Origin of the sequence: Streptomyces hygroscopicus, from assembly GCF_026168105.1 — a bacterium.
Lineage (GTDB): Bacteria > Actinomycetota > Actinomycetes > Streptomycetales > Streptomycetaceae > Streptomyces > Streptomyces hygroscopicus_D.
Map to the genome: position 1 here is coordinate 13443 of NZ_LBMW01000039.1, position 21414 is coordinate 34856.

A 21414-nucleotide genomic window follows, 5' to 3' on the forward strand; every position below is an offset into this window, starting at 1 on the left:
CACCCACCCGTGATGGGGGCTGCCCACCCCGGATGTGGGTCGCCCAAACCGGACGGGGGTCGCCCCCGTCCGGCACCGGCCGCGGCTTCTGAACCGGCGGGTGGCTACTCGGTCGACGTCGCCTCACATGCCACCGTCACGATCGACCGGACCTGCGCGATGATGTCCAGCCGGTTCCGTACGAACTCCGGATCGGTGATCGTCCCGGTCGCCGGATCGGTGTTCCCCTTGCCGAACTGCAGGACCGGCGTGTGCACGTGCCCGCCCGGCAGCGTCGCGTGCAGTCCGAGCCGGTCCCGCAGCAGCGTCGCCCGGTAGGCGATCTCGTTGGAGAGGTAGTCGCCGCCGCCCCCGGCCCGCGCCGTCGACCCCGCGGTCGGCCCGTCCGGCCGTACGACGGGATCGGTGCCGCCCGCCGGGATCTCGGTCACCTCGGTGTGGTCGTACACGGGGAAGCGCCCGGTGTGCGCGGCCACGATCGCCCCGTACGGAAGGGTCGTCGACGTCCACTGCGGCTGTGTGGCCGGGTCCGTGACCGGGATCGTGCCGGTTCGGCTGATGTTGTCGTTGTCGGGGAAGCCGCCCCGCCAAGCCCCGTTGGTCCGCTCGATGTCGAAGCGGCCGACCCGTCCCTGGCTCACCGTCGTGAAGAGGTCCACCCGCGGCAGCTGCCGGCGCAGCGCCCGCTCGACGGTTCCGTCCGCAAAATCCTGCCAGCGCACCGGGAGGATGACGGTCTCGATACGCGCCGGCCCGTGCGCCGTACGGATGGTGGTGCCGTCCAGTGCGAGCGCGGTCGCCCCGGACGGATTGGAGATCCGTATGTCCCGGTCCAGCGTGAACGGATCGAACCCGGTGACCAGGATCCGCTTCACGCCCCCGCCGAGCGGGTAGCGGACGGTGTCCTCGCCACGCGAAGTCACATCCAACTTCGACAGCAGGTCGGCGCGTTGGGTCCCCGACAGCCCGAACTCCGGCTCCCAGGCCCGCAGCTGCCGGGTCATTCCGAGCCGCGCCCAGTACAACGGCCGGTCGTCGTCCCTGCTGAGGCCCCCGCCCTCCGGCCCTCGCCCCTGGGCCCGGTCGACGGCCCGCCGCCACAGCCGGGACCCCTGCCGGACGACGACACGCCGGGCCTGCGCGTACGAGTGGGTCTCCGCCAGGGCCCGTGCGAACTCCGGTGTCACGGAGGCGAATCCGGAGCGTTCGAGTATCTCCTGCGGGACGGCCTGGTCGAGCCGCTGCTCCTCGACGGTCGCGACGGGGACCGGTTCCGCCGTCGCGGTCCGTGGTGCGGCGAGCCCCGCGAGCAGGGTCAGCCCGAGGATTCCTGTCCGAACACGTATGGAGGTCAAGGGAGTTCAGGTCCTTCCGTCGCCGTGCGGATCGTGCTGCCGGACGCCGGAAGTATGCGTGACGGATGGGACGTGGGCCATGATGCGTGACGTGGACCGGCCACTTTGGCGGTCCAAGCGTTCGTCGGCCGGCCGCGCCGCGCCGCCCGGAGTCGGTACGAGAACGCGACCGCGCGGTCGTTTGTGAAGGGTTCGTACGAGATTCAGGCGGGCCGCTTCCTCGCGGTCCGCGCGGTCACGGCGAGGGTTAACGTCTGATCCGGGACGAGTTCCCCACCGGGCAGCCCCGGTCCGGCACCTGACCGTCGGACCGGGGCTCGTCGCACCGCCGTCAGCGCACCGAGAATCCGTAGACCGTCTCCGAGCGGAACACCACACCCGGCAGCAGCTCGGTGCTCGGGAACTCCGGACGGTTCGGGGAGTCGGGGAAGTGCTGCGTCTCCAGGGCGATCCCGTCGCCGGGGGCGAACGGGTCCCCGAGATGGTCCGCGGTGTAGAGCTGGAGGCCGGGCTCGGTCGTCGCCACGGTCAGGACCCGCCCGGACGCCGGATCGTGCAGCTCGGCCACCTCGGCCGGCGTCTTCGTCACGCCCTTGTCGAGCACGAAGTTGTGGTCGTACCCCGAGCCGGCCTTCCGCTCCGCGCGGAAGTCGAAGCGCGTGCCCGCCACGTCCTCCGTCGCCCCGGTCGGGATCAGGTTCCCGTCCACCGGAGTGAACCGGGAGGCGGCGATCCGCAGTTCGTGCCCGCCCGCGTTCCCCGAACCCGCCAGGTTCCAGTACGAGTGGTTCGTCAGGTTCACCACGGTCGGCGCGTCCGTGATCGCCTCGTACGCGATCCGCAGCGCGCCCTCCTCGTCCAGGGTGTATGTGGCCGACACGTCGAGACGGCCGGGGAACCCCTCCTCGCCGTGCGGGCTCACCCGGAACAGCCGTACGCCGTGCTCGACCGGCTCCACGTCCCACACCCGCTTGTCGAAGCCCCGCGCGCCGCCGTGCAGCGAATTCGGCCCGTCGTTCGGCTCCAGTGCATAGATCCGGCCGTCGAGCGGGAAACGGGCGCCCGCGATGCGGTTGGCGTACCGCCCGACCAGCGCTCCCAGATACGGCCCCGGGTGGCGCACATAGCCGTCCAGGGCGGGGAGGCCCAGCACCACGTCCGACAGGCGTCCGTCCCGGTCCGGGACCTCGGCCGACTGCACGATCCCGCCGTACGACAGGACGCGCACCCGCACCCCGCCCCGCTGCAGCGTCCAGCGGTGGACCGCCGTGCCGTCGGAAAGTGTGCCGAAAAGTTCACTCATGTGAGAAACCCTAGGTCACGGGGTCCTTCGCCGTGATGGCGCGGTAGGCGATCTCGGCGAGTCGCGACTGCCCGTTGCGGCTCGGGTGGAACCAGTCCCAATGGCTCAACTGGTCGGTGCCGAAGCTGTAGTCGAAGACCGCGTTGCCGTCGAAGCGGCACCGCCGGTCCTTGGCGCACACCTCCTTCAGGACCTGGTTGTACGCCTCCACACGGGCCTGCACCGCGGCACGCCGCGCGGTCGCCTCGGCGTCCAGCGCGTCGGCGTCACCCAGCATCGACGGGCAGAGGCCCAGCTTCCACACCTGCTTGCCGAGCGGGCTGGTGCGCCCCTGCGACCACAGCCGTTGCAGGTTCGGCACGCTCGACACATACACCTGCGTCCTGGGCAGCGACGCCCGCAGGGTGTCCAGCGCGTCCTGGAACTGGGCCCGGAAGTCGGCGACCGGGGTCATCGCCGAGACGGAGGAGCGGCAGGCGTCATTGGCGCCGGACATCACCGTCACCAGCTCCGGCTTGCGCTGCACCGTCCGCGCGATCTGCCCGGCCAGGTCCGACATCCGGGACCCGCTCACCGCGTAGTTCCAGCTGCGCTCCGCGGCTCCGGTCACCCCCAGCAGCCGTACGGCGAGGCTGTCGACCCCGGTGTCACTGCCCGTCGCCCACGACGCCTCGGGACAGTCGGACAGCACGGTGCAGGCGTCGAAGCCGCGTGTGATGGAGTCGCCCACGGCGGCGATCGAGCCGGGGGAGCGGTTCCACACCGGGGTGGGCCTCGGAGACGGCCGCGACGCGGTGGTGCCCTGTGGAGCCGCCTCGTTGCCACCGGAGGCGTCGCATCCGGCGAGCCCCAGCACGGCCGCCGCCGCGAACGCGACGGCGGCCCGCGATCGGTGTCGCTTCCGCATTCCCTGATCCCCTGTTCGTCGTACACGGCTGGTCGGTCCGTGTGAGCAGTCGTTCGGCAGCGCATTCGAACACGCTGGGTCAGCCCCGCGTCCCCTTGGGTGAAACCTCGGCGTTTACAGGCGGCGGGACCGACGGTACGTCACACTCCTTGCGCCGCCGCACGGTAGCCTCGCCCCGTGGCCGCCCTGCCACGCCCGTTCCGTAAAGTTACAAGATGTCGCGGTCTGCCCGGAGGTTCAGGTGACGACACGTGGAGTCCTGTACGTGCACTCCGCGCCACGCGCACTGTGCCCGCACGTCGAGTGGGCAGTCGCGGGCGTGCTCGGCACGCGCGTCAACCTCGACTGGATCCGGCAGCCCGCCGCCCCCGGCACCTGGAGATCCGAGTTCTCCTGGCAGGGCGAGGCCGGCACCGCCTCCAAGCTCGCCTCCGCGCTGCGCGGCTGGCAGCTGCTGCGCTTCGAGGTCACCGCGGAACCGTCCCCGTCCGCCGAGGGCGAGCGCTACAGCTGCACCCCCGACCTCGGCATCTTCCACGCGGTCACCGGCATCCACGGCGACATCCTGATCCCGGAGGACCGGCTGCGCGCCGCCCTGATGCGCTCCCAGCGCGGTGAGACGGAACTGGAGGCCGAGCTCGCCAAGCTGCTGGGCAAGCCCTGGGACGACGAGCTGGAACCCTTCCGGTACGCGGGTGAGGGGGCCCCGGTGCGCTGGTTGCATCAGGTGGTCTGAAACGCGCCCCGAAGGGGCGCGCGGAACTGCGCGACCGGCCCACCGCCGCCCGTCCCCGGCCGCCCGCAGAAAGCGGAACGGCGTGTGGCCCGGACTCCGGCAGGGAGTCCGGGCCACACGCCGTTCAGTACAACTACGGCCGAAATCAGACCGAGCGGAACGCAAGCACCACGTTGTGCCCGCCGAATCCGAACGAGTCGTTCAGCGCCGCGATCCGGCCCTCGACCGGCAGCTTGCGGGCCTCGCCGCGCACGATGTCGGCGCTGGCCTCGGCCTCCGGGTCGATGTTGTCGACGTTGATCGTCGGCGGGGCGAGCCGGTGGTACAGCGCGAGCACGGTCGCCACCGACTCCACGCCGCCCGCGCCACCGAGCAGATGACCCGTCATCGACTTGGTCGCCGAGACCGAGATGTGGTCGGTGTCGTCGCCGAAGATCTTGCGCAGCGCCTTCAGCTCGGCCACGTCACCGGCCGGCGTGGAGGTGGCGTGCGCGTTCACGTGCACGATCTCCGCCGGGTTCAGGTCGGTGTTGTCGAGCAGGTTCTGCAGGGCGTGCGAGATGCCTCGGCCCTCGGGCTCCGGCTGCACGATGTCGTGACCGTCGGCGGAGATGCCCTGGCCGACCGCCTCCGCGTAGACACGGGCGCCGCGCTTGGCGGCGTGCTCGGCCGACTCCAGGACCAGGACGCCCGCGCCCTCGCCGAGGACGAAGCCGTCGCGGGCCGTGTCGTAGGGACGCGAGGCGCCCTGCGGGTCCTCGTTGTTCTTGGACATCGCCATCATGTTGCCGAACGCGGCGATCGGCAGCGGGTGGATCGCCGCCTCGGTGCCGCCCGCGACGACGACGTCCGCACGGCCGGTGCGGATCATCTCGATGGCATAGCCGATGGCCTCGGCGCCCGACGCGCAGGCGGAGACCGGGGTGTGCACACCGGCACGGGCGCCCACGGCCAGGCCCACGTTGGCGGACGGGCCGTTCGGCATCAGCATCGGCACGGTGTGCGGGGAGACACGGCGGACGCCCTTCTCCTTGAGCACGTCGTACTGGTCGAGGAGGGTCGTCACACCGCCGATGCCGGAGGCGATGACCGCGCCGAGGCGGTCGGGATCGACGGCCGGGTCCTCGCCCGCCTTGTCGGTGAAACCGGCGTCCGCCCAGGCCTCCTTGGCCGCGATCAGCGCGAACTGTGCCGAGCGGTCCAGCCGGCGGGCCTGCGGCCGCGGGATGACCTCGGACGGCTCCACGGCGATCTGCGCGGCGATGCGGACCGCCTGCTCGGCGGCCCAGTCCTGCTCCAAGGGGCCGACACCGGACTTGCCGGCGATCAGACCCTCCCAGGTAGAGGCCGCGTCGCCACCCAGCGGTGTGGTTGCGCCGATACCGGTGACGACCACGGTGCGATTGGTCGAGCTCACGGGAATTCTTTCTCCAACGGATACGAGGATTAAGCGGCGCCACCGCCGGGTGGCGGGGCAACGGCCCCATGACCGGGCCTAGGGCCCGGTGTTGGGCTGTCTGCCCAGGTTGATCGGTCGATCAGGCCTGGTGCTTGAGGATGTACTCGGCGGCGTCACCGACGGTCTTGAGGTTCTTGACGTCGTCGTCGGGGATCTTGACGTCGAAGCGCTCCTCGGCGGCGACGACGACCTCGACCATGGACAGCGAGTCGACGTCCAGGTCGTCGGTGAAGGACTTGTCCAGCTGGACGTCCTCGGTGGGGATCCCGGCGATCTCGTTCACGATCTCGGCGAGACCGGCGACGATCTCTTCCTGAGTGGCGGCCATGTCAGGCGCTCCTTCGTTGATATCCAGAGGGTGTGGCGCCCGCCGCGTCAGCGGCAGGTGTTTGCAGCTCCCGCGCCGGACCGCGTGATCCGGCACGGAGTGCCTAGGGGAGGGTAACGACCGTCGCGGCGTACACGAGACCCGCCCCGAAACCGATGACGAGCGCGGTGTCGCCGCTCTTCGCCTCGCCGGTCGCCAGGAGCCGCTCCATCGCGAGCGGGATCGAGGCGGCCGATGTGTTGCCGGTGATGCGGACGTCGCGGGCGACCGTGACATGCTCCGGCAGCTTGAGAGTCTTCACCATCGAGTCGATGATCCGCATGTTCGCCTGGTGCGGGATGAAGACGTCCAGTTCGTTCGCGGTGATCCCGGCCGCGTCCAGGGCCTGCTGGGCGACCTTCGCCATCTCGAACACGGCCCAGCGGAACACCGCCTGGCCCTCCTGCGTGATCGCGGGGAACTTGACGTTTCCTTCGCTGTCGAGCGGGAGTTCGGAGACGTCGCCGGTCCTGAAGCGGTCCCACGGCACCGTTTGCTTGATGGTCTCGGACTTGTCGCCCTCCGAGCCCCAGACGGTCGGGCCGATGTGCGGCTCCTCGGCGGGGCCCACGACGACCGCGCCCGCGCCGTCGCCGAACAGGAAGGCGGTGGCCCGGTCCTCCAGGTCGGTCAGATCCGACAGGCGCTCCACGCCGATGACGAGGACGTACTCGGCGGACCCCTCGACGATCATGCCCTTGGCGAGCGTGAGGCCGTAGCCGAAGCCCGCGCAGCCGGCCGAGATGTCGAAGGCCGCGGCCTTGGCGGTCCCGAGCTTGTCGGCGATCTCGGTCGCGACGGCCGGGGTCTGGCTGAAGTGCGAGACGGTGGAGACGACGACCGCGCCGATCTGCTCGGCGGTGATGCCCGCGTCGGCGATCGCCTTGCCCGACGCCTCGATGGACATCGCGGCGACGGTCTCCTCGTCGTTGGCCCAGTGCCGGGTCTCGATGCCCGATCGGGAGCGGATCCACTCGTCGGAGGAGTCGATCTTCTCCAGGATCACGTCGTTGGGCACCACACGGACCGGGCGGTAGCCGCCGACGCCCAGGATGCGTGCGTAGGGAGCGCCTTTCCGTGCCTTGATCTTCGACATGTTCTGGGGCTCCTAATTCAGGCGCTGTGCTCGGCGATGAGGTCGCGAGCCGCGTCGAGGTCGTCGGGGGTCTTCAGGGCCAGGGTCCTGACGCCGGGCAGCGCGCGCTTGGCGATGCCGGTGAGGGTGCCGCCGGGGCACACCTCGATCAGCGCGGTCGCGCCCAGCTTCTCGAAGGTCTCCATGCACAGGTCCCAGCGGACCGGGTTGGCGACCTGGCCGACCAGGCGCTGCAGCACCTCGGTGCCTGTGGCCACGGTCTGCCCGTCCTTGTTCGAGACGTAGGTGACGCGCGGGTCGGCGGGCGTCAGCGCCTCGGCGGCCTGGGCGAGGGTGTCGACCGCGGGGGCCATGTGGTGCGTGTGGAACGCACCGGCCACCTTCAGCGCGACCACGCGGCGCACGCCCTCGGGCTTGTCCGCGTCCAGGGCGGCGAGCTGCTCCAGGGTGCCGGCGGCGACGATCTGCCCGGCGCCGTTCACGTTCGCCGGCGTCAGGCCCAGCTTCTCCAGGTGCGGGATGGTCGTCGCGGGGTCGCCGCCGAGCAGCGCCGACATGCCCGTGGGCGTGACGTCGGCGGCGTCGGCCATGGCCAGTCCGCGCCGGCGGACGAGGGTCAGCGCGGCGGTGGGGTCGAGGACGCCCGCGAACGCGGCCGCGGTGATCTCGCCGACGCTGTGACCGGCGACGGCGCCGGGGACGATGTCACCGAGTGCCGCGGCGGAGAGCAGGCCCGCGGCGACCAGGAGCGGCTGGGCGACGGCGGTGTCGCGGATGGCGTCGGCGTCGGCCTGTGTGCCGTAGTGGGCGAGGTCGAGCCCGATGGCGTCCGACCAGGCGGCGATGCGGTCGGTGGCACCGGGAAGATCGAGCCAGGGGGTCAGGAAGCCGGGCGTCTGGGCGCCCTGGCCGGGAGCGACGAGTACGAGCACTCTCACACTCTCTCTTGGGGACGGCCGAGGCCGCCCGTGGGGACAGGGACGAAGAACCGCAGGGGGTTTTGTGGGCCCCCGACAAAAGACTAGGCCTGGAGATCCCCCTCGGTCAGCCGCCCAAGGATCAGTGCGATCCGCAACGTGAACGCGGAGCGTACATCAGAGGGCGACCATCCGGTGACGTCAGTCACACGTCGGAGCCGGTAGCGCACGGTGTTCGGGTGAACGAAGAGCATCCGGGCCGCACCCTCGAGACTGGACGCCTGCTCCAGATACACGCTGAGGGTCTCCAGGAGAGCCGAGCCGGCCTCCTCCAGCGGTCTGTAGATCTCCTCCACCAGCTGCTCGCGCGCGCTGGGGTCACCGGCGATCGCGCGCTCCGGAAGCAGATCGTCCGCCAGCACCGGGCGCGGTGCGTCCTGCCAGGCAGAACACGCCTTCAGGCCCGCTGCGGCGGCCTGTGCCGACCGGGTCGCGGCGAGTAGATCGGGCACGATCGGCCCGGCGACGACGGCTCCCGCGGCGAACGGCCCGATGAGCGACTTGGCGACGGCGAGCGGGTTGTCGCTGCCTCCGGCGATCACGACCAGCCGGGCGCCGAGCACGCCCGTGAGGACCTGGAGCTTGGCGTGCCGGGCGGCCCGCCGGATGGCCTCGACCGTCAACTCACTGTCACCGTCGGGCGCCGTACCCAGCACCACACACACATGTTCGGGCGAGTTCCAGCCGAGCGCGGCGGCCCGGCTGACGGCCCCCTCGTCGGCCTCCCCGCTCAGGACGGCGTTGACGACGAGCGACTCGAGCCGGGCGTCCCAGGCGCCGCGTGCCTCGGCGGCCTGCGCGTAGACCTGGGCGGTGGCGAAGGCGATCTCGCGGGCGTACACGAGGAGCGCCTCGCGCAGCACGGACTCGTCACCGGGAGCGGCCACCTCGTCGATGGCGGACTCCATGACCTCGATGGTCGTTCGCACCATCTCCACGGTCTGGCGCAGGGTGATGGCCCGGGTGAGCTCGCGGGGGGCCGTGCCGAACACATCGGTGGAGATGGCCTGGGGCGCGTCGGGGTGCCGGAACCACTCGGTGAACGCGGCGATACCGGCCTGGGCCACCAGCCCGATCCACGAGCGGTTCTCCGGGGGCATCGCCCGGTACCACGGCAGCGTCTCGTCCATGCGCGCGATGGCCTGCGCGGCGAGACTGCCGGACGACTTCTCGAGCCGCTTGAGTGTCGCGGCGTGTGGATGGAGGGAATGCGCTGCGTGTTCGGCGTTGCTGGCTTCGGGTTCAGGCACGGGACAAGACTGCCTTATCGGGCCGGGACCGTGCGTCGGGGGTCCCGGAGGGCGGCGGACGCGGGACTACGGTGGGGGCTGTGATGGACGTACGGCGCGCCGGCGAGCGCTACCGCGGCGGGGACCCGGCGGCCGGGATCGAGTCCCTGCACGCCTTCAGCTTCGGCCCCCATTACGACCCGGACAACCTCCGCTTCGGCGCGGTGATCGCCTGCAACGAGGAGCGGCTGGCACCCGGCGCCGGCTTCGACGAGCACCCGCACAGCCACACGGAGATCGTCACATGGGTGGTGGAGGGCGAGTTGACCCACCGCGACTCCACCGGCCGCACCTCGGTGATCCGCCCGGGCGACGTCCAGTGGCTGAGCGCGGCGGGCGGTGTCCGTCATGTCGAGCGCAACGACGCCGACGTCCCCCTGGTCTTCGTGCAGATGTGGCTGGCGCCCCTGCTGCCGGGAGGCGACCCCGCGTACGAGGTGGTCCACGGCATCGCGGACTCCACGCCGTACGCGGTCCCGCAGGCGGGCGCGATGCTGCACGTGCGGCGCCTGGCACCGGGGGAGCGCACGGCGGTTCCCGACGCGGCGTACGCATACGTCCACGTGGTGCGCGGCGAAGTGCGGCTGGGGGATGTCGAGTTGGGGCCGGGGGATGCCGCGCGGATCGCGGACGCGAAGAACGTGGAGGCGGTCGCGGCCGTGGAGGCGGAGGCGAAGGGGGCGGAGCTGCTGATGTGGGAAATGTCCGGATAGTCGCGGTGCTTCAGCCCCGCAGCTCCGTCAGCACCGCATCGGTGAACGGCGTCCACGCCTCGATGGCCCACGGTCCGAACGCCCGGTCCGTCAGCGCCACGCACGCCAGGCCCGCGTCCGGGTCGATCCACAGGAACGTGCCGGACTGCCCGAAGTGACCGAAGGTCCTGGGCGAGGAAGAACTCCCCGTCCAGTGCGGAGACTTGGAGTCGCGGATCTCGAAGCCGAGCCCCCAGTCGTTGGGATTCTGGTGCCCGTACCCCGGCAGCACACCCTTCGTACCCGGGTACTGCACGGTCATCGCCTCGGCCACCGTCCGGGGATCCAGCAGCCTCGGCGCCTGCACCTCCGCCGCGAACCGCACCAGGTCCGCGACCGTCGAGACGCCGTCCTTGGCCGGGGAGCCGTCCAGGCTCGTCGAGGCCATGCCCAGCGGCCCGAGAACCGCCTGCCGCGCGTACTCCGGGAACGGGATGTCCGTCGCCTTCGCCACATGGTCGCCCAGCACCTCGAACCCGGCGTTCGAGTACAGCCGTCGCTCACCGGGCGCCGACGTCACCCGGTGTTCGTCGAAGGCGAGCCCCGAGGTGTGCGCGAGGAGATGCCGGACCGTCGAGCCGGGCGGCCCGGCGGGCTCGTCCAGCTCGATCGCGCCCTCCTCGTGGGCGACGAGCGCGGCGTACGCGGCGAGCGGCTTGGTGACCGAGGCCAGCGGGAAGCGGTGGCCGGCCGGACCGTGGGTGCCGAGTACGGTGCCGTCCGCGCGGACGACCGCCGCGGCGGCGGTGGGGACGGGCCAGTTCTCGATCAGCGCCAGGCTCTGCAGGGACATGTGCACGAGCCTATGCGGCTCACAGCTGCAGGCGCATCGAGGGGTCCGGCTTGCGGACGAAGCCCAGCGAGGCGTACAGCGGCTCGGCCTCGGCGGACGCGTTCAGATCGACGTGAGGGACGTCCTGCTCACGGAACCAGTCCAGCAGGGACTCCATGCAGGCGCGGGCGTAGCCGCGGCGGCGCGCGTCGGGGTCGGTGGCCACGCTGAAGACGTGCCCCACCCGCCCGTGCGGATTGCCGCTGCGTCCGATCCGGTACTCGATCGTCCCGGCCACCAGCGCCGCAAGCGCCCCCGGACGCTCGGGATGGTCGATCACGAACGCCGCGAAACCGCCGTCCGGATCGCCGAGCCGACGGCTTACGGTCGGCAGGGACTCCGTGTGCCACTGGGTCGAGGAGTCGGCGGAGAAAACGGAATCGATCATCACCTGGCGAAGCCGCAGCAGTTCTTCGGCGTCCTCGGGCACGGCCCGGCGTACGAGACTCATGGCACGCACGCTACCCACGAGCGCCCCCTCGGATCCCGGCATTCGAACCGGATTCCGCTTGCTTGGAGTGCACTCCAACGTTTTAGCGTGGATCTCATGACGGTGATGGAGACCTTGGCCGATGCGGCCGACCACGGGACCGACGTCTGCTCCGTGCCGCCCCTGCGGCACCCCCGTCCCGACGGGCAGGACAGTTACACGATCAGCGAGGTCGTCGCCTTCACCGGCCTGACGGCGCACACCCTGCGCTGGTACGAGCGGATCGGGCTGATGCCCCACGTCGACCGCTCGCACACCGGCCAGCGCCGCTACTGCAACGCCGACCTGGACTGGCTCGACCTCGTCGGCAAGCTCCGGCTGACCGGCATGCCGGTCGCCGACATGGTGCGCTACGCGGAAATGGTGCGCGCCGGAGACCACACATACTCCGAACGCTACGAACTCCTGGAAGCGACCCGCCGGGACGTGCTCGCCCGGATCGCGGAGCTCCAGGACACGCTCGCGGTGCTCAACCGCAAGATCGATTTCTATGCGGATGCCGGGCACGCCCCGGCGTCGGAGAGGCCCCGATGACGGACAGCAGGATCACGAAGGTGCGGCTGGGCGGCGACGGCCCCGAGGTGGGGGTACAGGGCCTTGGCTGCATGGGAATGAGCTGGGCGTACGGTCCGGCGGACGCCGGGGAGTCGCGAGCCGCCCTGGAGCGTGCGCTGGAGGTGGGTGTCACGCTCTACGACACGGCGGACGCGTACGGCGCCGGGGAGAACGAGAAGTTCCTGTCGCCGTTCTTCAAGGCACACCGGGACAAGGTGGTCGTCGCCACGAAGTTTGCGATCTCCACCCCGCCGGACGACCCGTACAAGCGGATGATCCGCAACGACCCGCCGTACATTCGGCAGTGCGTCGAGGCGAGCCTGCGGCGTCTGGACATCGACGTGATCGACCTCTACTACATGCACCGCCGTGATGTGAACGTGCCGATCGAGGAGACCGTCGCCGCCATGGCGGAGCTGGTGCGCGAGGGCAAGGTCAGGCACCTCGGTCTGAGCGAGGTCACGGCCGGCGAACTGCGCGCGGCAGGGACCGTCCACCCGATCGCCGCCGTGCAGTCGGAGTGGTCGCTGTTCAGCCGCGACATCGAGGCGCACGTGGTGCCGGCCGCCAAGGAGCTCGGCGTGGCCCTGGTGCCGTACTCGCCCCTGGGCCGGGGTTTCCTCACGGGCTCCTTCTCCAACGCGGACACGGACCTCACGGACCAGGACTTCCGCCGTACGATGCCCCGCTTCACGGGCGAGAACGCGGCCGCCAATGTGACACTCCTGGAACCGATCCGGTCCGTCGCCGAGGCTCACGGCGCCTCTCCGGCGCAGATCGCGCTGGCATGGGTGCAGCAGCAGGCCATGGTGCACGGCCTCCCGGTCGTCCCGATCCCGGGCACGACCAAGCGCTCGCGCGTCGAGGAGAACGTGGCGGCGACGGGGATCGTCCTGACGGACGACGAGCTGGCCCTGCTCGAGCCGATCGCGGCCAAGGTAGCGGGCGACCGCTACCCGGACATGACGTTCGCGGCGGCGGGCCGGGAGTAGCAGTACAGCGGCCCCGCCGCGTGGGCGTGACCAGCCGCACAAGACCCGCAGCCGAGCACGGGCCGGGCCCGGCAGACGCTAGAGCTCCGCCAGCAACTCCGCTTTCTTGCTGGAGAACTCCTCATCCGTGACCAGCCCCGCCCGGTGCAGTTCCCCGAGGTGCCGGATCCGCTCGGCGATGTCGGCCGGATCACGGAGGGGTGCCGGCACCGACGTCACGGGCGCGGCCCCCGCCGCCCGTACCGCGGCAAGCACTGCCGCGGCGAACGGCAGCGACTCGTGCACGGGCCCGTACCCGAGCCCGAAGACAACAGCGGCCGGATCCTGGTCCGGCTGCGACGGCTGCTCACCGGCCGCTTCCCGCCGCAGCAGCCGCAGATGCCCGTCGTCGAACACCTCGGGGGAGCGCCACGCCACCCCGCTGAGGCCGGTGACCGGGAAACTCTGGTCGCCGGCCTTCCACTTGGCGGACGACGCGCCCGTCCAGAACCAGCGGAAGGACACCGCCTTGCCGTCGAAGGACGCCTTCCCGTCGTAGGCCTTGAACTGCCGCGGAGTCTCGGGCGGTGCGACCAGAAACCGCTCGGCGGGGTCGCCGTCCCCGGTCAGCAGCCCGCTCAGTTCGTCCGCGTAGTACTCGGCGAGGGTCTCGCGATCGGCGGGCAGCACCAGTCGATAGGGGTCGGACGCCTCCTTGAGCTGCCCGGCCGCCGCCTCCATCAGAGGGTCCGCGCCGGGCCTCGGCACCGCGCGAAGGACGACGGTCCCGCGCCTTCCCGGGGTCAGCGTCACCCCCGCGATCGCCTCCAGGGGGACACGGCGTTCACCGAGCGACTGGAACAGCTTCGGTGTACGAATCCCCCGTTCGAAGCGGATGCGCACGGAGTCGGACTCGAACTCCCAGGTGGCATGAAATCCGGCCAGTACGTCACCCATGCGGCTCATCGTATGCGGCACGCGCTCCTCCGTCGCCTCCCCGGGCAGACCGCAATTCCTGGTTCTCTACGCGCGTCCGACAGACGGCACACCGGACAAACCCGTCCCGCACGCGTCATCGTCGCGGGCGCAGTCGACCCCGTGGTACGCGCCGACGCCGATCTCGGCGAAGTTGCGCAGGCTCTCGGTGCCCGGCTCGAAATAGCCGGCGTGGCCCTTCGCCCCCTGAGCGGACAGCACCCGTGCCCCGAAGGCGTGGGAGACCGGGTCGGCGCCGTGGCCGAGGCCTCCGAGCTCGAGGTACGGCACGTCCTGGATCCAGTCGTCGGCGTCCCGCATGGCCCATACGCGGGCCGTGGTGTGCAGCCCGGCGGCCGTCTCGGCCCGCATGCCGGGGCTGCCCGCCACGGCGATGTCGGACACCCGCGACGGCAGCTCGCGCGCGGCGACCCCGCACAGCACCGAGCCGTAGCTGTGGCAGTACAACTGCACGGGCGAGCGGCCGGGCAGGGCGCGCACCAGAGCGTTCAGCCGGACGGCGCCCTCCTTGGCGCGCATGGCCGTCGCCGCCTCCACGCCGAGCCCGCCGGGCGCGGTGTAGTCGGCCCAGGCGATCACGGCCGTACGGGTGCCGGGGGCGGCCGCGTGTTCGGCCCGGTACAGCGACTGGGCCATACCGACCGGTGCGGAGTAGCTGCGGAAGCTGCGCTGGAAGGTGAGCAGGTCGGTGTCGACGCCGGGGACGACGACCGAGACTCGCTGGGCCCGGTCCAGGTTTCCGAAGACCTCGGCGATGCGGCCCGTGCCCTCAGGGTCGAAGGCGAGGATCTGCCGGCCCTGGTCCATCAGCGCCTCGAAGCGGTTCATGAGGCGGCCCGCGTCCTGCTGGCCGGCGGCGGACAGCCGGTCGTCGTGCATCCGGGCGGCCTCGACCTTCCGCTGCTGGTCGAGGGCGATGTGGTTGGCCTCGTAGCGCAGCCGTACGGGCGCCCCGTTCATGTTGCCGACCGCGAGCGGGTACAGGTGGGCGAGCCGGGAGCGCTGCTGGGCGCTGAGCGAGGCGAAGAAGCGGGTGAGCCGGACCGGGGAGCCCTCGGAGTCCGGCAGCGTGTGCCCGTCCATCCGGCCGTGCTTCCACGCGGCACGCGACGCCTCGAGGGGCGTCGCGCCACGGGCGGTGTGCACGGCGGTCCAGCCGGTCGTCGCGAGCATCACGAAGACGACGGCCAGCGCGAGCAGGGCGCGCCAGACGTTGAGTTGCGGGGAGGTGTCGAAGGAAGTCACTGAAAGGACACACTAGGAGAACGAGAGTGTCTCGCGTTAACTGAGTGACGCGTCTCACGTTTCCCTCGGGTCAATTCCGGCAAATCGGATGGGGCTTGTGTTCGACGTCACGGTAAGTCGATGAGTCGCACGTCACTTGACACGCCGCGTGAGGTGACTACGACCCCCGCGGTCGCGTCAGGGCCGGATGCACCGGGAATTCACTTGACGCCCCCGCGGCCGACACGGTGTCACTCCGTACGCCACCGCTCCGCCAACGCGGGGCGTACCGCATCCAGATACGAGGCGGTCAGCTCGCGGATCGCGGCCACGCCCACGTCCTCGCGCGCGCACCACAGCCGCTCTGTGACGCGGATCACTCCCCCGAGTGCGGCCACCGCGACACGCGGCCGCGGATCCGCGTCCACGTCGAGGCCCTCGCGGTCGGCGATCACACGGGCGATCTCCTCCTCCAGCTCCGCCGAGCGGCGCAGATGGGTGGCGAACAGGACGGGGGTCGACTCGATCAACCGGTAGGTACGCAGGTGGAGTTCGAGCGGAATGATCCTTTCGACGGCCTCGCCGATACCGTCCCAGCCCTCCAGGACCGCCTGCCGCAGTGCCTCCAGCGGTGCCTCGTGGGGCGGTCGCCCCCGGACCGCTTCCACGAACTGCGACTCGGCGACGGAATGGGCGAAGAAGACGGCCTCCTCCTTGCCGGCGAAGTACCGGAAGAAGGTGCGCTGCGACACGTCCACGGCCTCGGCGATCTCGTCGACGGTCGTCCGTTCGTACCCCTGGGCGAGGAAGAGCTCCAGGGCGGCGCGCAGCAGTGCGTCGCGGGTGTCCCGCTTCTTGCGCTCACGCAGCCCTGTTCGCGGCTCCGTCTCCATGGGTCCTCATTTCGTTCATCCGCCCGGTTCAGCCTAGAGGCGAGAAGTGTGACAGTCACCGACTTGTGAATTGGTTTGTCAATTGTCAGCGACTGTCACTAGCCTCGAACGCATGACTAGTCGGACCACCGTCGACGCGACGGAACCGGGGGACAGGACGTCCAGAACGTCGACGGCCCCGCCCGCTCAGGCGTCGGAGCGCGGGTTGCGGGGGCACCCGTGGTTCACCCTCGTCTCGGTCGCCATCGGCGTGATGATGGTCGCCCTCGACGGCACCATCGTGGCCATCGCCAACCCGGCCATCGCCAAGGACCTCGGTGCCAGCTTCGCCGACGTCCAGTGGATCACCAACGCCTACTTCCTCGCCCTCGCGGTCACCCTGATCACCGCGGGCAAGCTGGGCGACCGCTTCGGCCACCGGCAGACCTTCCTCATAGGCGTGGTCGGCTTCGCCACCGCCTCCGGGGCCATCGGTCTGTCGAACAGCATCGCCCTCGTCGTGACCTTCCGCGTCTTCCAGGGCCTGTTCGGCGCGCTGCTGATGCCGGCCGCACTGGGACTGCTGCGGGCCACCTTCCCGGCCGAGAAGCTCAACATGGCGATCGGCATCTGGGGCATGGTCATCGGAGCCTCCACCGCGGGCGGCCCGATCCTCGGGGGTCTGCTCGTCCAGCACGTCAGCTGGCAGTCGGTCTTCTTCATCAATGTGCCGGTCGGCGCGCTCGCCCTGGTCCTCGGCCTGCTGATCCTCAGGGACCACCGGGCCGAGAACGCACCGCGCTCCTTCGACCTGCTCGGCATCGCGCTGCTGTCGGGCGCCATGTTCTGCCTGGTCTGGGCGCTCATCAAGGCCCCGGCCTGGGGCTGGGGCGACACCAGGACCTTGCTCTTCATCGGCGCGTCCGTGCTCGGCTTCGCCCTCTTCTCCGTCTGGGAGACGCGGGTGAAGGAGCCGCTGATCCCGCTGGCGCTGTTCCGCTCGGTCCCGCTGTCGGCGGGTGTCGTCCTGATGGTCCTGATGGCGATCGCCTTCATGGGCGGTCTGTTCTTCGTCACCTTCTACCTGCAGAACGTGCACGGCATGACCCCGGTCGACGCGGGCCTGCACCTGCTGCCGCTGACCGGCATGATGATCGTCGGCTCCCCGCTCGCGGGCGCCCTGATCACCAAGGCGGGCCCGCGCATCCCGCTGGCCGGCGGCATGGTCCTCACGGCGGTCGCCATGTTCGGCATGTCGAAGCTGGAGGCGGGCACGGGCAGCGCCGTCATGTCGGTCTGGTTCGCGCTGCTCGGCCTCGGCCTCGCCCCGGTCATGGTCGGAGCCACCGAGGTCATCGTCGGCAACGCCCCGATGGAGCTCTCCGGTGTCGCCGGCGGTCTCCAGCAGGCCGCGATGCAGATCGGTGGCAGCCTCGGCACGGCGGTCCTGGGCGCGGTGATGGCCTCCCGCGTCGACAGCGACCTGCCGGGCAACTGGGCCGCAGCCAAGCTGCCGCCGCTCACCCCCGCCCAGCTCGACCTGGCCTCGCAGGCAGTCCAGCAGGGCGTCGCACCTGTGCCGAAGGGCGTGCCGGCCCCGATCGCCGCGAAGATCACGGGCGTCGCGCACGACACGTTCGTCTCCGGCATGAGCCTGGCCTGTCTGGTCGCCGCGGGTGTCGCGGCGGTCGCGGTAGTGGTCGCGCTGCTCACCAAGCGCGGCGAGAACGCGGAGGCGGGCACGGGGGCCGCGCACATCTGAGGGCGCCCGGCGCGGCGTTCGCCCGGCGCGCCGAGATCGCCTATCCGGGTGAAGACGCTCAAGATCCCTCCCGCCCGGCACATGCCGCAGGTCACAGTGGGTCACGTCCTCCGTACGACATGGTCGTGCCGCGGAGGACGGCCGGACTGCGGCGCGCTGCCGGAGGGGGGCAGCGCGCAGGCAGGCCTTGGCGCGGGAAACGGGGGTACCCGCTCATCACGCCCGAAGTGAGGACTGGCTCAAGGGAGTTGATGATGACGGGCTATGGACACGGCACGCGCAGGTACCCCCGCTCACGGGGCCGGACGTGGTTCAGGAGCAGGCCGGATCGCGAAACGCTCGGGATCGTCGGAGTCATCTGTGCGGTCGCGGGATTCTTCGTCCTCGGCATCATCCTGGGACCGGTCGCGGTCGTGTGCGGCTGGCTGGCCATGGGCCGCACCTGGGCGGGCTCCCGTCCGGTCCCGGCCCTGGTCGCCACGGTCCTCGGAGCGATAGACACGCTCCTGGCTCTCCTCTGGCTGTCCGGCGCGGCCCCCTGGCCCGCCTAAGGGCTGTCGCTGACCTTGCCTCTGCCGATCCCCTGCCGACGCGGCCACCTCGGCCCGCAGAGCCCGTACCTCCCGAAGCGGCGGGCGGTGGGACCCGAGGTCCCACCGCCGTTCAGCAGCTCCAGCCGCGTACGCGCTAAGCGTCGCCGCCCGCCGCTCCCGGGTCGGCAGCCGCCACGTCCAGCAGCTGGTAGCGGTCGATCGCCTGCTTCAGGACCGAGCGGTCGATCCTGCCCGCCGTGGCCAGCTCGGTGAGGACCGCGACGACGATCGACTGCGCGTCGATGTGGAAGAAGCGGCGGGCCGCACCGCGCGTGTCCGCGAAGCCGAAGCCGTCCGCGCCCAGCGACTGGTAGGCCCCCGGCACCCAGCGCGCGATCTGGTCGGGAACCGAGCGCATCCAGTCGGACACGGCCACGAAGGGACCCTCGGCGCCGCTCAGCTTCTGCGTCACGTACGGGACGCGCTGCTCCTCCTCCGGGTGGAGCAGATTGTGCCGCTCGACCTCGACGGCCTCGCGGCGCAGCTCGTTCCAGGACGTCGCCGACCAGACGTCGGCCCGTACGTTCCACTCCTCGGCGAGGAGCCTCTGTGCCTCCAGCGCCCACGGCACGGCGACGCCGGAGGCCATGATCTGCGCCGGAACGGTGCCGGACGTGCCCTCGCCGATGCGGTGGATGCCCCTGAGGATGCCCTCGACGTCCACGTCCGCCGGCTCGGCCGGGTGCTGGATGGGCTCGTTGTAGACGGTGAGGTAGTAGAAGACGTCCTCGCCCTGCGGGTGCTCGGGCGAGGAGCCGTACATCCGCCGCAGACCGTCCTGCACGATGTGCGCGATCTCGTAGCCGTACGCCGGGTCGTACGCCACGCACCCCGGGTTGGTCGAGGCGAGCAGCTGCGAGTGGCCGTCCGCGTGCTGCAGGCCCTCACCGGTCAGCGTCGTACGGCCGGCGGTCGCGCCCAGAACGAATCCGCGCGCCAGCTGGTCGGCCATCTGCCAGAACTGGTCGCCGGTGCGCTGGAAACCGAACATCGAGTAGAAGACGTACACCGGGATGAGCGGCTCGCCGTGGGTGGCGTACGCCGAACCCGCCGCGATCAGCGACGCCGTGCAGCCCGCCTCCGAGATGCCGTCGTGCAGCATCTGCCCGGTCGGCGACTCCTTGTAAGCGAGCAGCAGGTCCCGGTCCACGGCTTCGTACTGCTGGCCGAGCGGATTGTAGATCTTCGCACTCGGGAAGAACGAGTCCATGCCGAACGTGCGGTACTCGTCGGGCGCGATCAGCACGAATCGCCTGCCGAGCTCCTTGTCCCGCATGAGGTCCTTCAGCAGCCGTACGAACGCCATGGTCGTGGCGATCGACTGCTGACCGGAGCCCTTCTTCACGGACGCGTACGTCTGGTCGTCCGGCAGCCGGAGCGGCTTCGACCGCACGACGCGGGTCGGGACGTACCCGCCGAGCGCCTTGCGGCGGTCGTGCATGTACTGGAGCTCCTCCGAGTCCCGGCCCGGGTGGTAGTAGGGCGGCAGCCCGGACTCCAGCTCCTTGTCGGAGATCGGCAGGTGCAGACGGTCCCGGAACCCCTTGAGGTCGTTGACCGTCAGCTTCTTCATCTGGTGGGTGGCGTTGCGGCCCTCGAAGTTCGGGCCCAGCGTCCAGCCCTTGATGGTCTTGGCCAGGATCACCGTCGGCTGGCCCTTGTGCGCCTTGGCCGCCGAGAAGGCCGCGAAGATCTTGCGGTGGTCGTGACCGCCACGGCCGAGGTGCAGGATCTGGGCGTCGGTCATGTTCTCGACCATTGCGCGCAGCCGTTGGTCGTTGCCGAAGAAGTGCTCGCGGATGTAGGCGCCGGACTCGGTCGCGTACGTCTGGAACTGGCCGTCCGGCGTGGTGTTCATCTTGTTGACCAGGAGCCCGTCGCGGTCCTGCGCCAGCAGCGGGTCCCAGGAGCGGTCCCAGATCAGCTTGATCACGTTCCAGCCGGCGCCCCGGAATACGGACTCCAGCTCCTGGATGATCTTGCCGTTGCCCCGGACCGGACCGTCCAGGCGCTGAAGGTTGCAGTTGACCACGAAGGTCAGGTTGTCGAGCCCCTCGCGGGCGGCGAGGGTCAGCTGACCGAGCGACTCCGGCTCGTCCATCTCACCGTCGCCGAGGAACGCCCACACATGCGACCGGGAGGTGTCCGCGATGCCGCGCGCCTCCATGTAGCGGTTCATGCGCGCCTGGTAGATCGCGCCGATCGGGCCGAGGCCCATGGAGACCGTCGGGAACTCCCAGAAGTCCGGCATGGACCGCGGATGCGGGTAGCTGGACAGGCCGAAGGGGGCCTTGGACTTCTCCTGGCGGAATCCGTCCATCTGCTGTTCGGACAGCCGGTCCAGCAGGTACGCGCGCGCGTAGATGCCCGGCGAGGCGTGGCCCTGGAAGAAGACCTGGTCGCCGCCGTCGCCCTCGTCCTTGCCGCGGAAGAAGTGGTTGAAGCCCACGTCGTACAGCGAGGCGGAGGAGGCGAAGGTGGCGATGTGACCGCCGACCCCGATGCCGGGCCGCTGTGCGCGGGAGACCATGACGGCGGCGTTCCACCGCGTGGCGTTCAGGATCTTGCGCTCGATCTCCTCGTTGCCGGGGAAGAACGGCTCGTCCTTGGTCGCGATGGTGTTCACGTAGTCCGTGCTGCGCATCTCGGGCACGGCCACGCGCCGCTCACGGGCCCGCTCGATCAGACGCAGCATCAGGTAGCGGGCCCGCTCACGGCCGCGCTCGTCCACGGCGGCGTCGAGGGAGTCGAGCCACTCCTGGGTTTCCTCGGGGTCGAAGTCAGGAACCTGACTCGGAAGGCCGCCAATGATGATCGGATTGCGATCGGATCCGGAAGCCACGCTGTTCCTTACCTGTCAGAGGGCCACTTTTCCATG

General features: G+C 70.7%; 20 protein-coding genes. 6 read left to right on the plus strand and 14 right to left on the minus strand.

What is annotated here, in order from left to right; all coding sequences use genetic code 11:
* Positions 1 to 104 precede the first annotated feature (104 nt).
* The 3 genes from AAW14_RS29365 to AAW14_RS29375 all read right to left on the minus strand — a co-directional run bounded on the left by AAW14_RS29365 (position 105) and on the right by AAW14_RS29375 (position 3565).
* Complete coding sequence (locus AAW14_RS29365; protein WP_265567165.1) at positions 105 to 1355, minus strand: pyroglutamyl peptidase; 1251 nt, start codon at positions 1353 to 1355, stop codon at positions 105 to 107.
* A 331-nt stretch (positions 1356 to 1686) separates the two neighbouring features.
* On the minus strand, positions 1687 to 2658 hold the full coding sequence (locus AAW14_RS29370; RefSeq protein ID WP_265567167.1) for an aldose epimerase family protein: 972 nt from the start codon (positions 2656 to 2658) through the stop codon (positions 1687 to 1689).
* A gap of 10 nt (positions 2659 to 2668) precedes the next feature.
* The gene (locus AAW14_RS29375; protein ID WP_265567168.1) at positions 2669 to 3565 is read right to left on the minus strand and encodes an SGNH/GDSL hydrolase family protein; all 897 of its coding nucleotides are present in this window, start codon (positions 3563 to 3565) and stop codon (positions 2669 to 2671) included.
* A 241-nt stretch (positions 3566 to 3806) separates the two neighbouring features.
* On the opposite strand from AAW14_RS29375, the gene AAW14_RS29380 reads away from it, so the two are divergent.
* Complete coding sequence (locus AAW14_RS29380; protein ID WP_265567170.1) at positions 3807 to 4301, plus strand: DUF3145 domain-containing protein; 495 nt, start codon at positions 3807 to 3809, stop codon at positions 4299 to 4301.
* Positions 4302 to 4446: 145 nt separating this feature from the next.
* Here the strand turns inward: AAW14_RS29380 and fabF are convergent, their stop codons facing one another.
* The 5 genes from fabF to AAW14_RS29405 form a co-directional block, all read right to left on the minus strand.
* Complete coding sequence (gene fabF, locus AAW14_RS29385; protein WP_265567172.1) at positions 4447 to 5718, minus strand: beta-ketoacyl-ACP synthase II; 1272 nt, start codon at positions 5716 to 5718, stop codon at positions 4447 to 4449.
* 121 nt (positions 5719 to 5839) lie between these two features.
* A complete protein-coding gene (locus AAW14_RS29390) occupies positions 5840 to 6088 on the minus strand; it encodes an acyl carrier protein (RefSeq protein ID WP_043440034.1) in 249 nt (82 codons plus the stop codon).
* A 103-nt stretch (positions 6089 to 6191) separates the two neighbouring features.
* Positions 6192 to 7223, minus strand: coding sequence for a ketoacyl-ACP synthase III (locus tag AAW14_RS29395; RefSeq protein WP_265567181.1), 1032 nt, complete (start codon positions 7221 to 7223; stop codon positions 6192 to 6194).
* A 17-nt stretch (positions 7224 to 7240) separates the two neighbouring features.
* Positions 7241 to 8155, minus strand: coding sequence for an ACP S-malonyltransferase (locus AAW14_RS29400; RefSeq protein ID WP_265567183.1), 915 nt, complete (start codon positions 8153 to 8155; stop codon positions 7241 to 7243).
* 89 nt (positions 8156 to 8244) lie between these two features.
* A complete protein-coding gene (locus AAW14_RS29405; protein ID WP_265567185.1) occupies positions 8245 to 9450 on the minus strand; it encodes a PucR family transcriptional regulator in 1206 nt (401 codons plus the stop codon).
* A gap of 83 nt (positions 9451 to 9533) precedes the next feature.
* Here AAW14_RS29405 and AAW14_RS29410 point away from each other — a divergent pair, with 83 nt between their 5' ends.
* Entirely contained in the window at positions 9534 to 10202 is a 669-nt protein-coding gene (locus tag AAW14_RS29410; protein WP_265567259.1) for a pirin family protein, read from the plus strand.
* A gap of 10 nt (positions 10203 to 10212) precedes the next feature.
* Here the strand turns inward: AAW14_RS29410 and AAW14_RS29415 are convergent, their stop codons facing one another.
* Positions 10213 to 11034: a serine hydrolase domain-containing protein gene (locus tag AAW14_RS29415; protein ID WP_265567187.1), complete on the minus strand. Its 822-nt coding sequence runs from the start codon at positions 11032 to 11034 to the stop codon at positions 10213 to 10215.
* A gap of 19 nt (positions 11035 to 11053) precedes the next feature.
* Positions 11054 to 11524 carry a GNAT family N-acetyltransferase gene (locus AAW14_RS29420; protein ID WP_265567189.1) on the minus strand — a complete coding sequence of 157 codons (471 nt, stop codon included), beginning with the start codon at positions 11522 to 11524 and terminating at the stop codon, positions 11054 to 11056.
* A gap of 96 nt (positions 11525 to 11620) precedes the next feature.
* Here AAW14_RS29420 and AAW14_RS29425 point away from each other — a divergent pair, with 96 nt between their 5' ends.
* A complete protein-coding gene (locus tag AAW14_RS29425) occupies positions 11621 to 12097 on the plus strand; it encodes a MerR family transcriptional regulator (RefSeq protein ID WP_265567192.1) in 477 nt (158 codons plus the stop codon).
* Complete coding sequence (locus AAW14_RS29430) at positions 12094 to 13110, plus strand: aldo/keto reductase (protein ID WP_265567193.1); 1017 nt, start codon at positions 12094 to 12096, stop codon at positions 13108 to 13110. Before AAW14_RS29425 ends, AAW14_RS29430 begins: the two co-directional genes overlap by 4 nt.
* 78 nt (positions 13111 to 13188) lie before the next feature.
* On the opposite strand, the gene AAW14_RS29435 is transcribed toward AAW14_RS29430, so the two are convergent.
* The 3 genes from AAW14_RS29435 to AAW14_RS29445 form a co-directional block, all read right to left on the minus strand.
* Entirely contained in the window at positions 13189 to 14046 is an 858-nt protein-coding gene (locus AAW14_RS29435; protein ID WP_265567195.1) for a DUF4429 domain-containing protein, read from the minus strand.
* Positions 14047 to 14112: 66 nt separating this feature from the next.
* Positions 14113 to 15330: an alpha/beta hydrolase gene (locus AAW14_RS29440; protein WP_265567198.1), complete on the minus strand. Its 1218-nt coding sequence runs from the start codon at positions 15328 to 15330 to the stop codon at positions 14113 to 14115.
* A gap of 230 nt (positions 15331 to 15560) precedes the next feature.
* Positions 15561 to 16202, minus strand: a complete 642-nt coding sequence (locus tag AAW14_RS29445; RefSeq protein ID WP_265567199.1) for a TetR family transcriptional regulator — start codon at positions 16200 to 16202, stop codon at positions 15561 to 15563.
* A 112-nt stretch (positions 16203 to 16314) separates the two neighbouring features.
* On the opposite strand from AAW14_RS29445, the gene AAW14_RS29450 reads away from it, so the two are divergent.
* Positions 16315 to 17943 carry an MFS transporter gene (locus AAW14_RS29450; RefSeq protein ID WP_265567200.1) on the plus strand — a complete coding sequence of 543 codons (1629 nt, stop codon included), beginning with the start codon at positions 16315 to 16317 and terminating at the stop codon, positions 17941 to 17943.
* 251 nt (positions 17944 to 18194) lie between these two features.
* Complete coding sequence (locus AAW14_RS29455) at positions 18195 to 18494, plus strand: small hydrophobic protein (protein WP_265567201.1); 300 nt, start codon at positions 18195 to 18197, stop codon at positions 18492 to 18494.
* A gap of 136 nt (positions 18495 to 18630) precedes the next feature.
* Here AAW14_RS29455 and aceE read toward each other — a convergent pair whose 3' ends face one another.
* The gene (gene aceE / locus AAW14_RS29460) at positions 18631 to 21378 is read right to left on the minus strand and encodes a pyruvate dehydrogenase (acetyl-transferring), homodimeric type (protein ID WP_265567202.1); all 2748 of its coding nucleotides are present in this window, start codon (positions 21376 to 21378) and stop codon (positions 18631 to 18633) included.
* Positions 21379 to 21414 lie beyond the last annotated feature (36 nt).

Coding starts and splice junctions, on each gene's coding strand:
- AAW14_RS29370 (WP_265567167.1), bottom strand. CDS start 2,658: ATGAGTGAACTTTTCGGCACACTTTCCGACGGCACGGCGGTCCACCGC.
- AAW14_RS29395 (WP_265567181.1), bottom strand. CDS start 7,223: ATGTCGAAGATCAAGGCACGGAAAGGCGCTCCCTACGCACGCATCCTG.
- AAW14_RS29425 (WP_265567192.1), top strand. CDS start 11,621: ATGACGGTGATGGAGACCTTGGCCGATGCGGCCGACCACGGGACCGAC.
- AAW14_RS29410 (WP_265567259.1), top strand. CDS start 9,534: ATGGACGTACGGCGCGCCGGCGAGCGCTACCGCGGCGGGGACCCGGCG.
- AAW14_RS29450 (WP_265567200.1), top strand. CDS start 16,315: ATGACTAGTCGGACCACCGTCGACGCGACGGAACCGGGGGACAGGACG.
- AAW14_RS29415 (WP_265567187.1), bottom strand. CDS start 11,034: ATGTCCCTGCAGAGCCTGGCGCTGATCGAGAACTGGCCCGTCCCCACC.
- AAW14_RS29375 (WP_265567168.1), bottom strand. CDS start 3,565: ATGCGGAAGCGACACCGATCGCGGGCCGCCGTCGCGTTCGCGGCGGCG.
- AAW14_RS29445 (WP_265567199.1), bottom strand. CDS start 16,202: ATGGAGACGGAGCCGCGAACAGGGCTGCGTGAGCGCAAGAAGCGGGAC.
- AAW14_RS29455 (WP_265567201.1), top strand. CDS start 18,195: ATGATGACGGGCTATGGACACGGCACGCGCAGGTACCCCCGCTCACGG.
- AAW14_RS29390 (WP_043440034.1), bottom strand. CDS start 6,088: ATGGCCGCCACTCAGGAAGAGATCGTCGCCGGTCTCGCCGAGATCGTG.
- AAW14_RS29430 (WP_265567193.1), top strand. CDS start 12,094: ATGACGGACAGCAGGATCACGAAGGTGCGGCTGGGCGGCGACGGCCCC.
- AAW14_RS29435 (WP_265567195.1), bottom strand. CDS start 14,046: ATGGGTGACGTACTGGCCGGATTTCATGCCACCTGGGAGTTCGAGTCC.
- AAW14_RS29420 (WP_265567189.1), bottom strand. CDS start 11,524: ATGAGTCTCGTACGCCGGGCCGTGCCCGAGGACGCCGAAGAACTGCTG.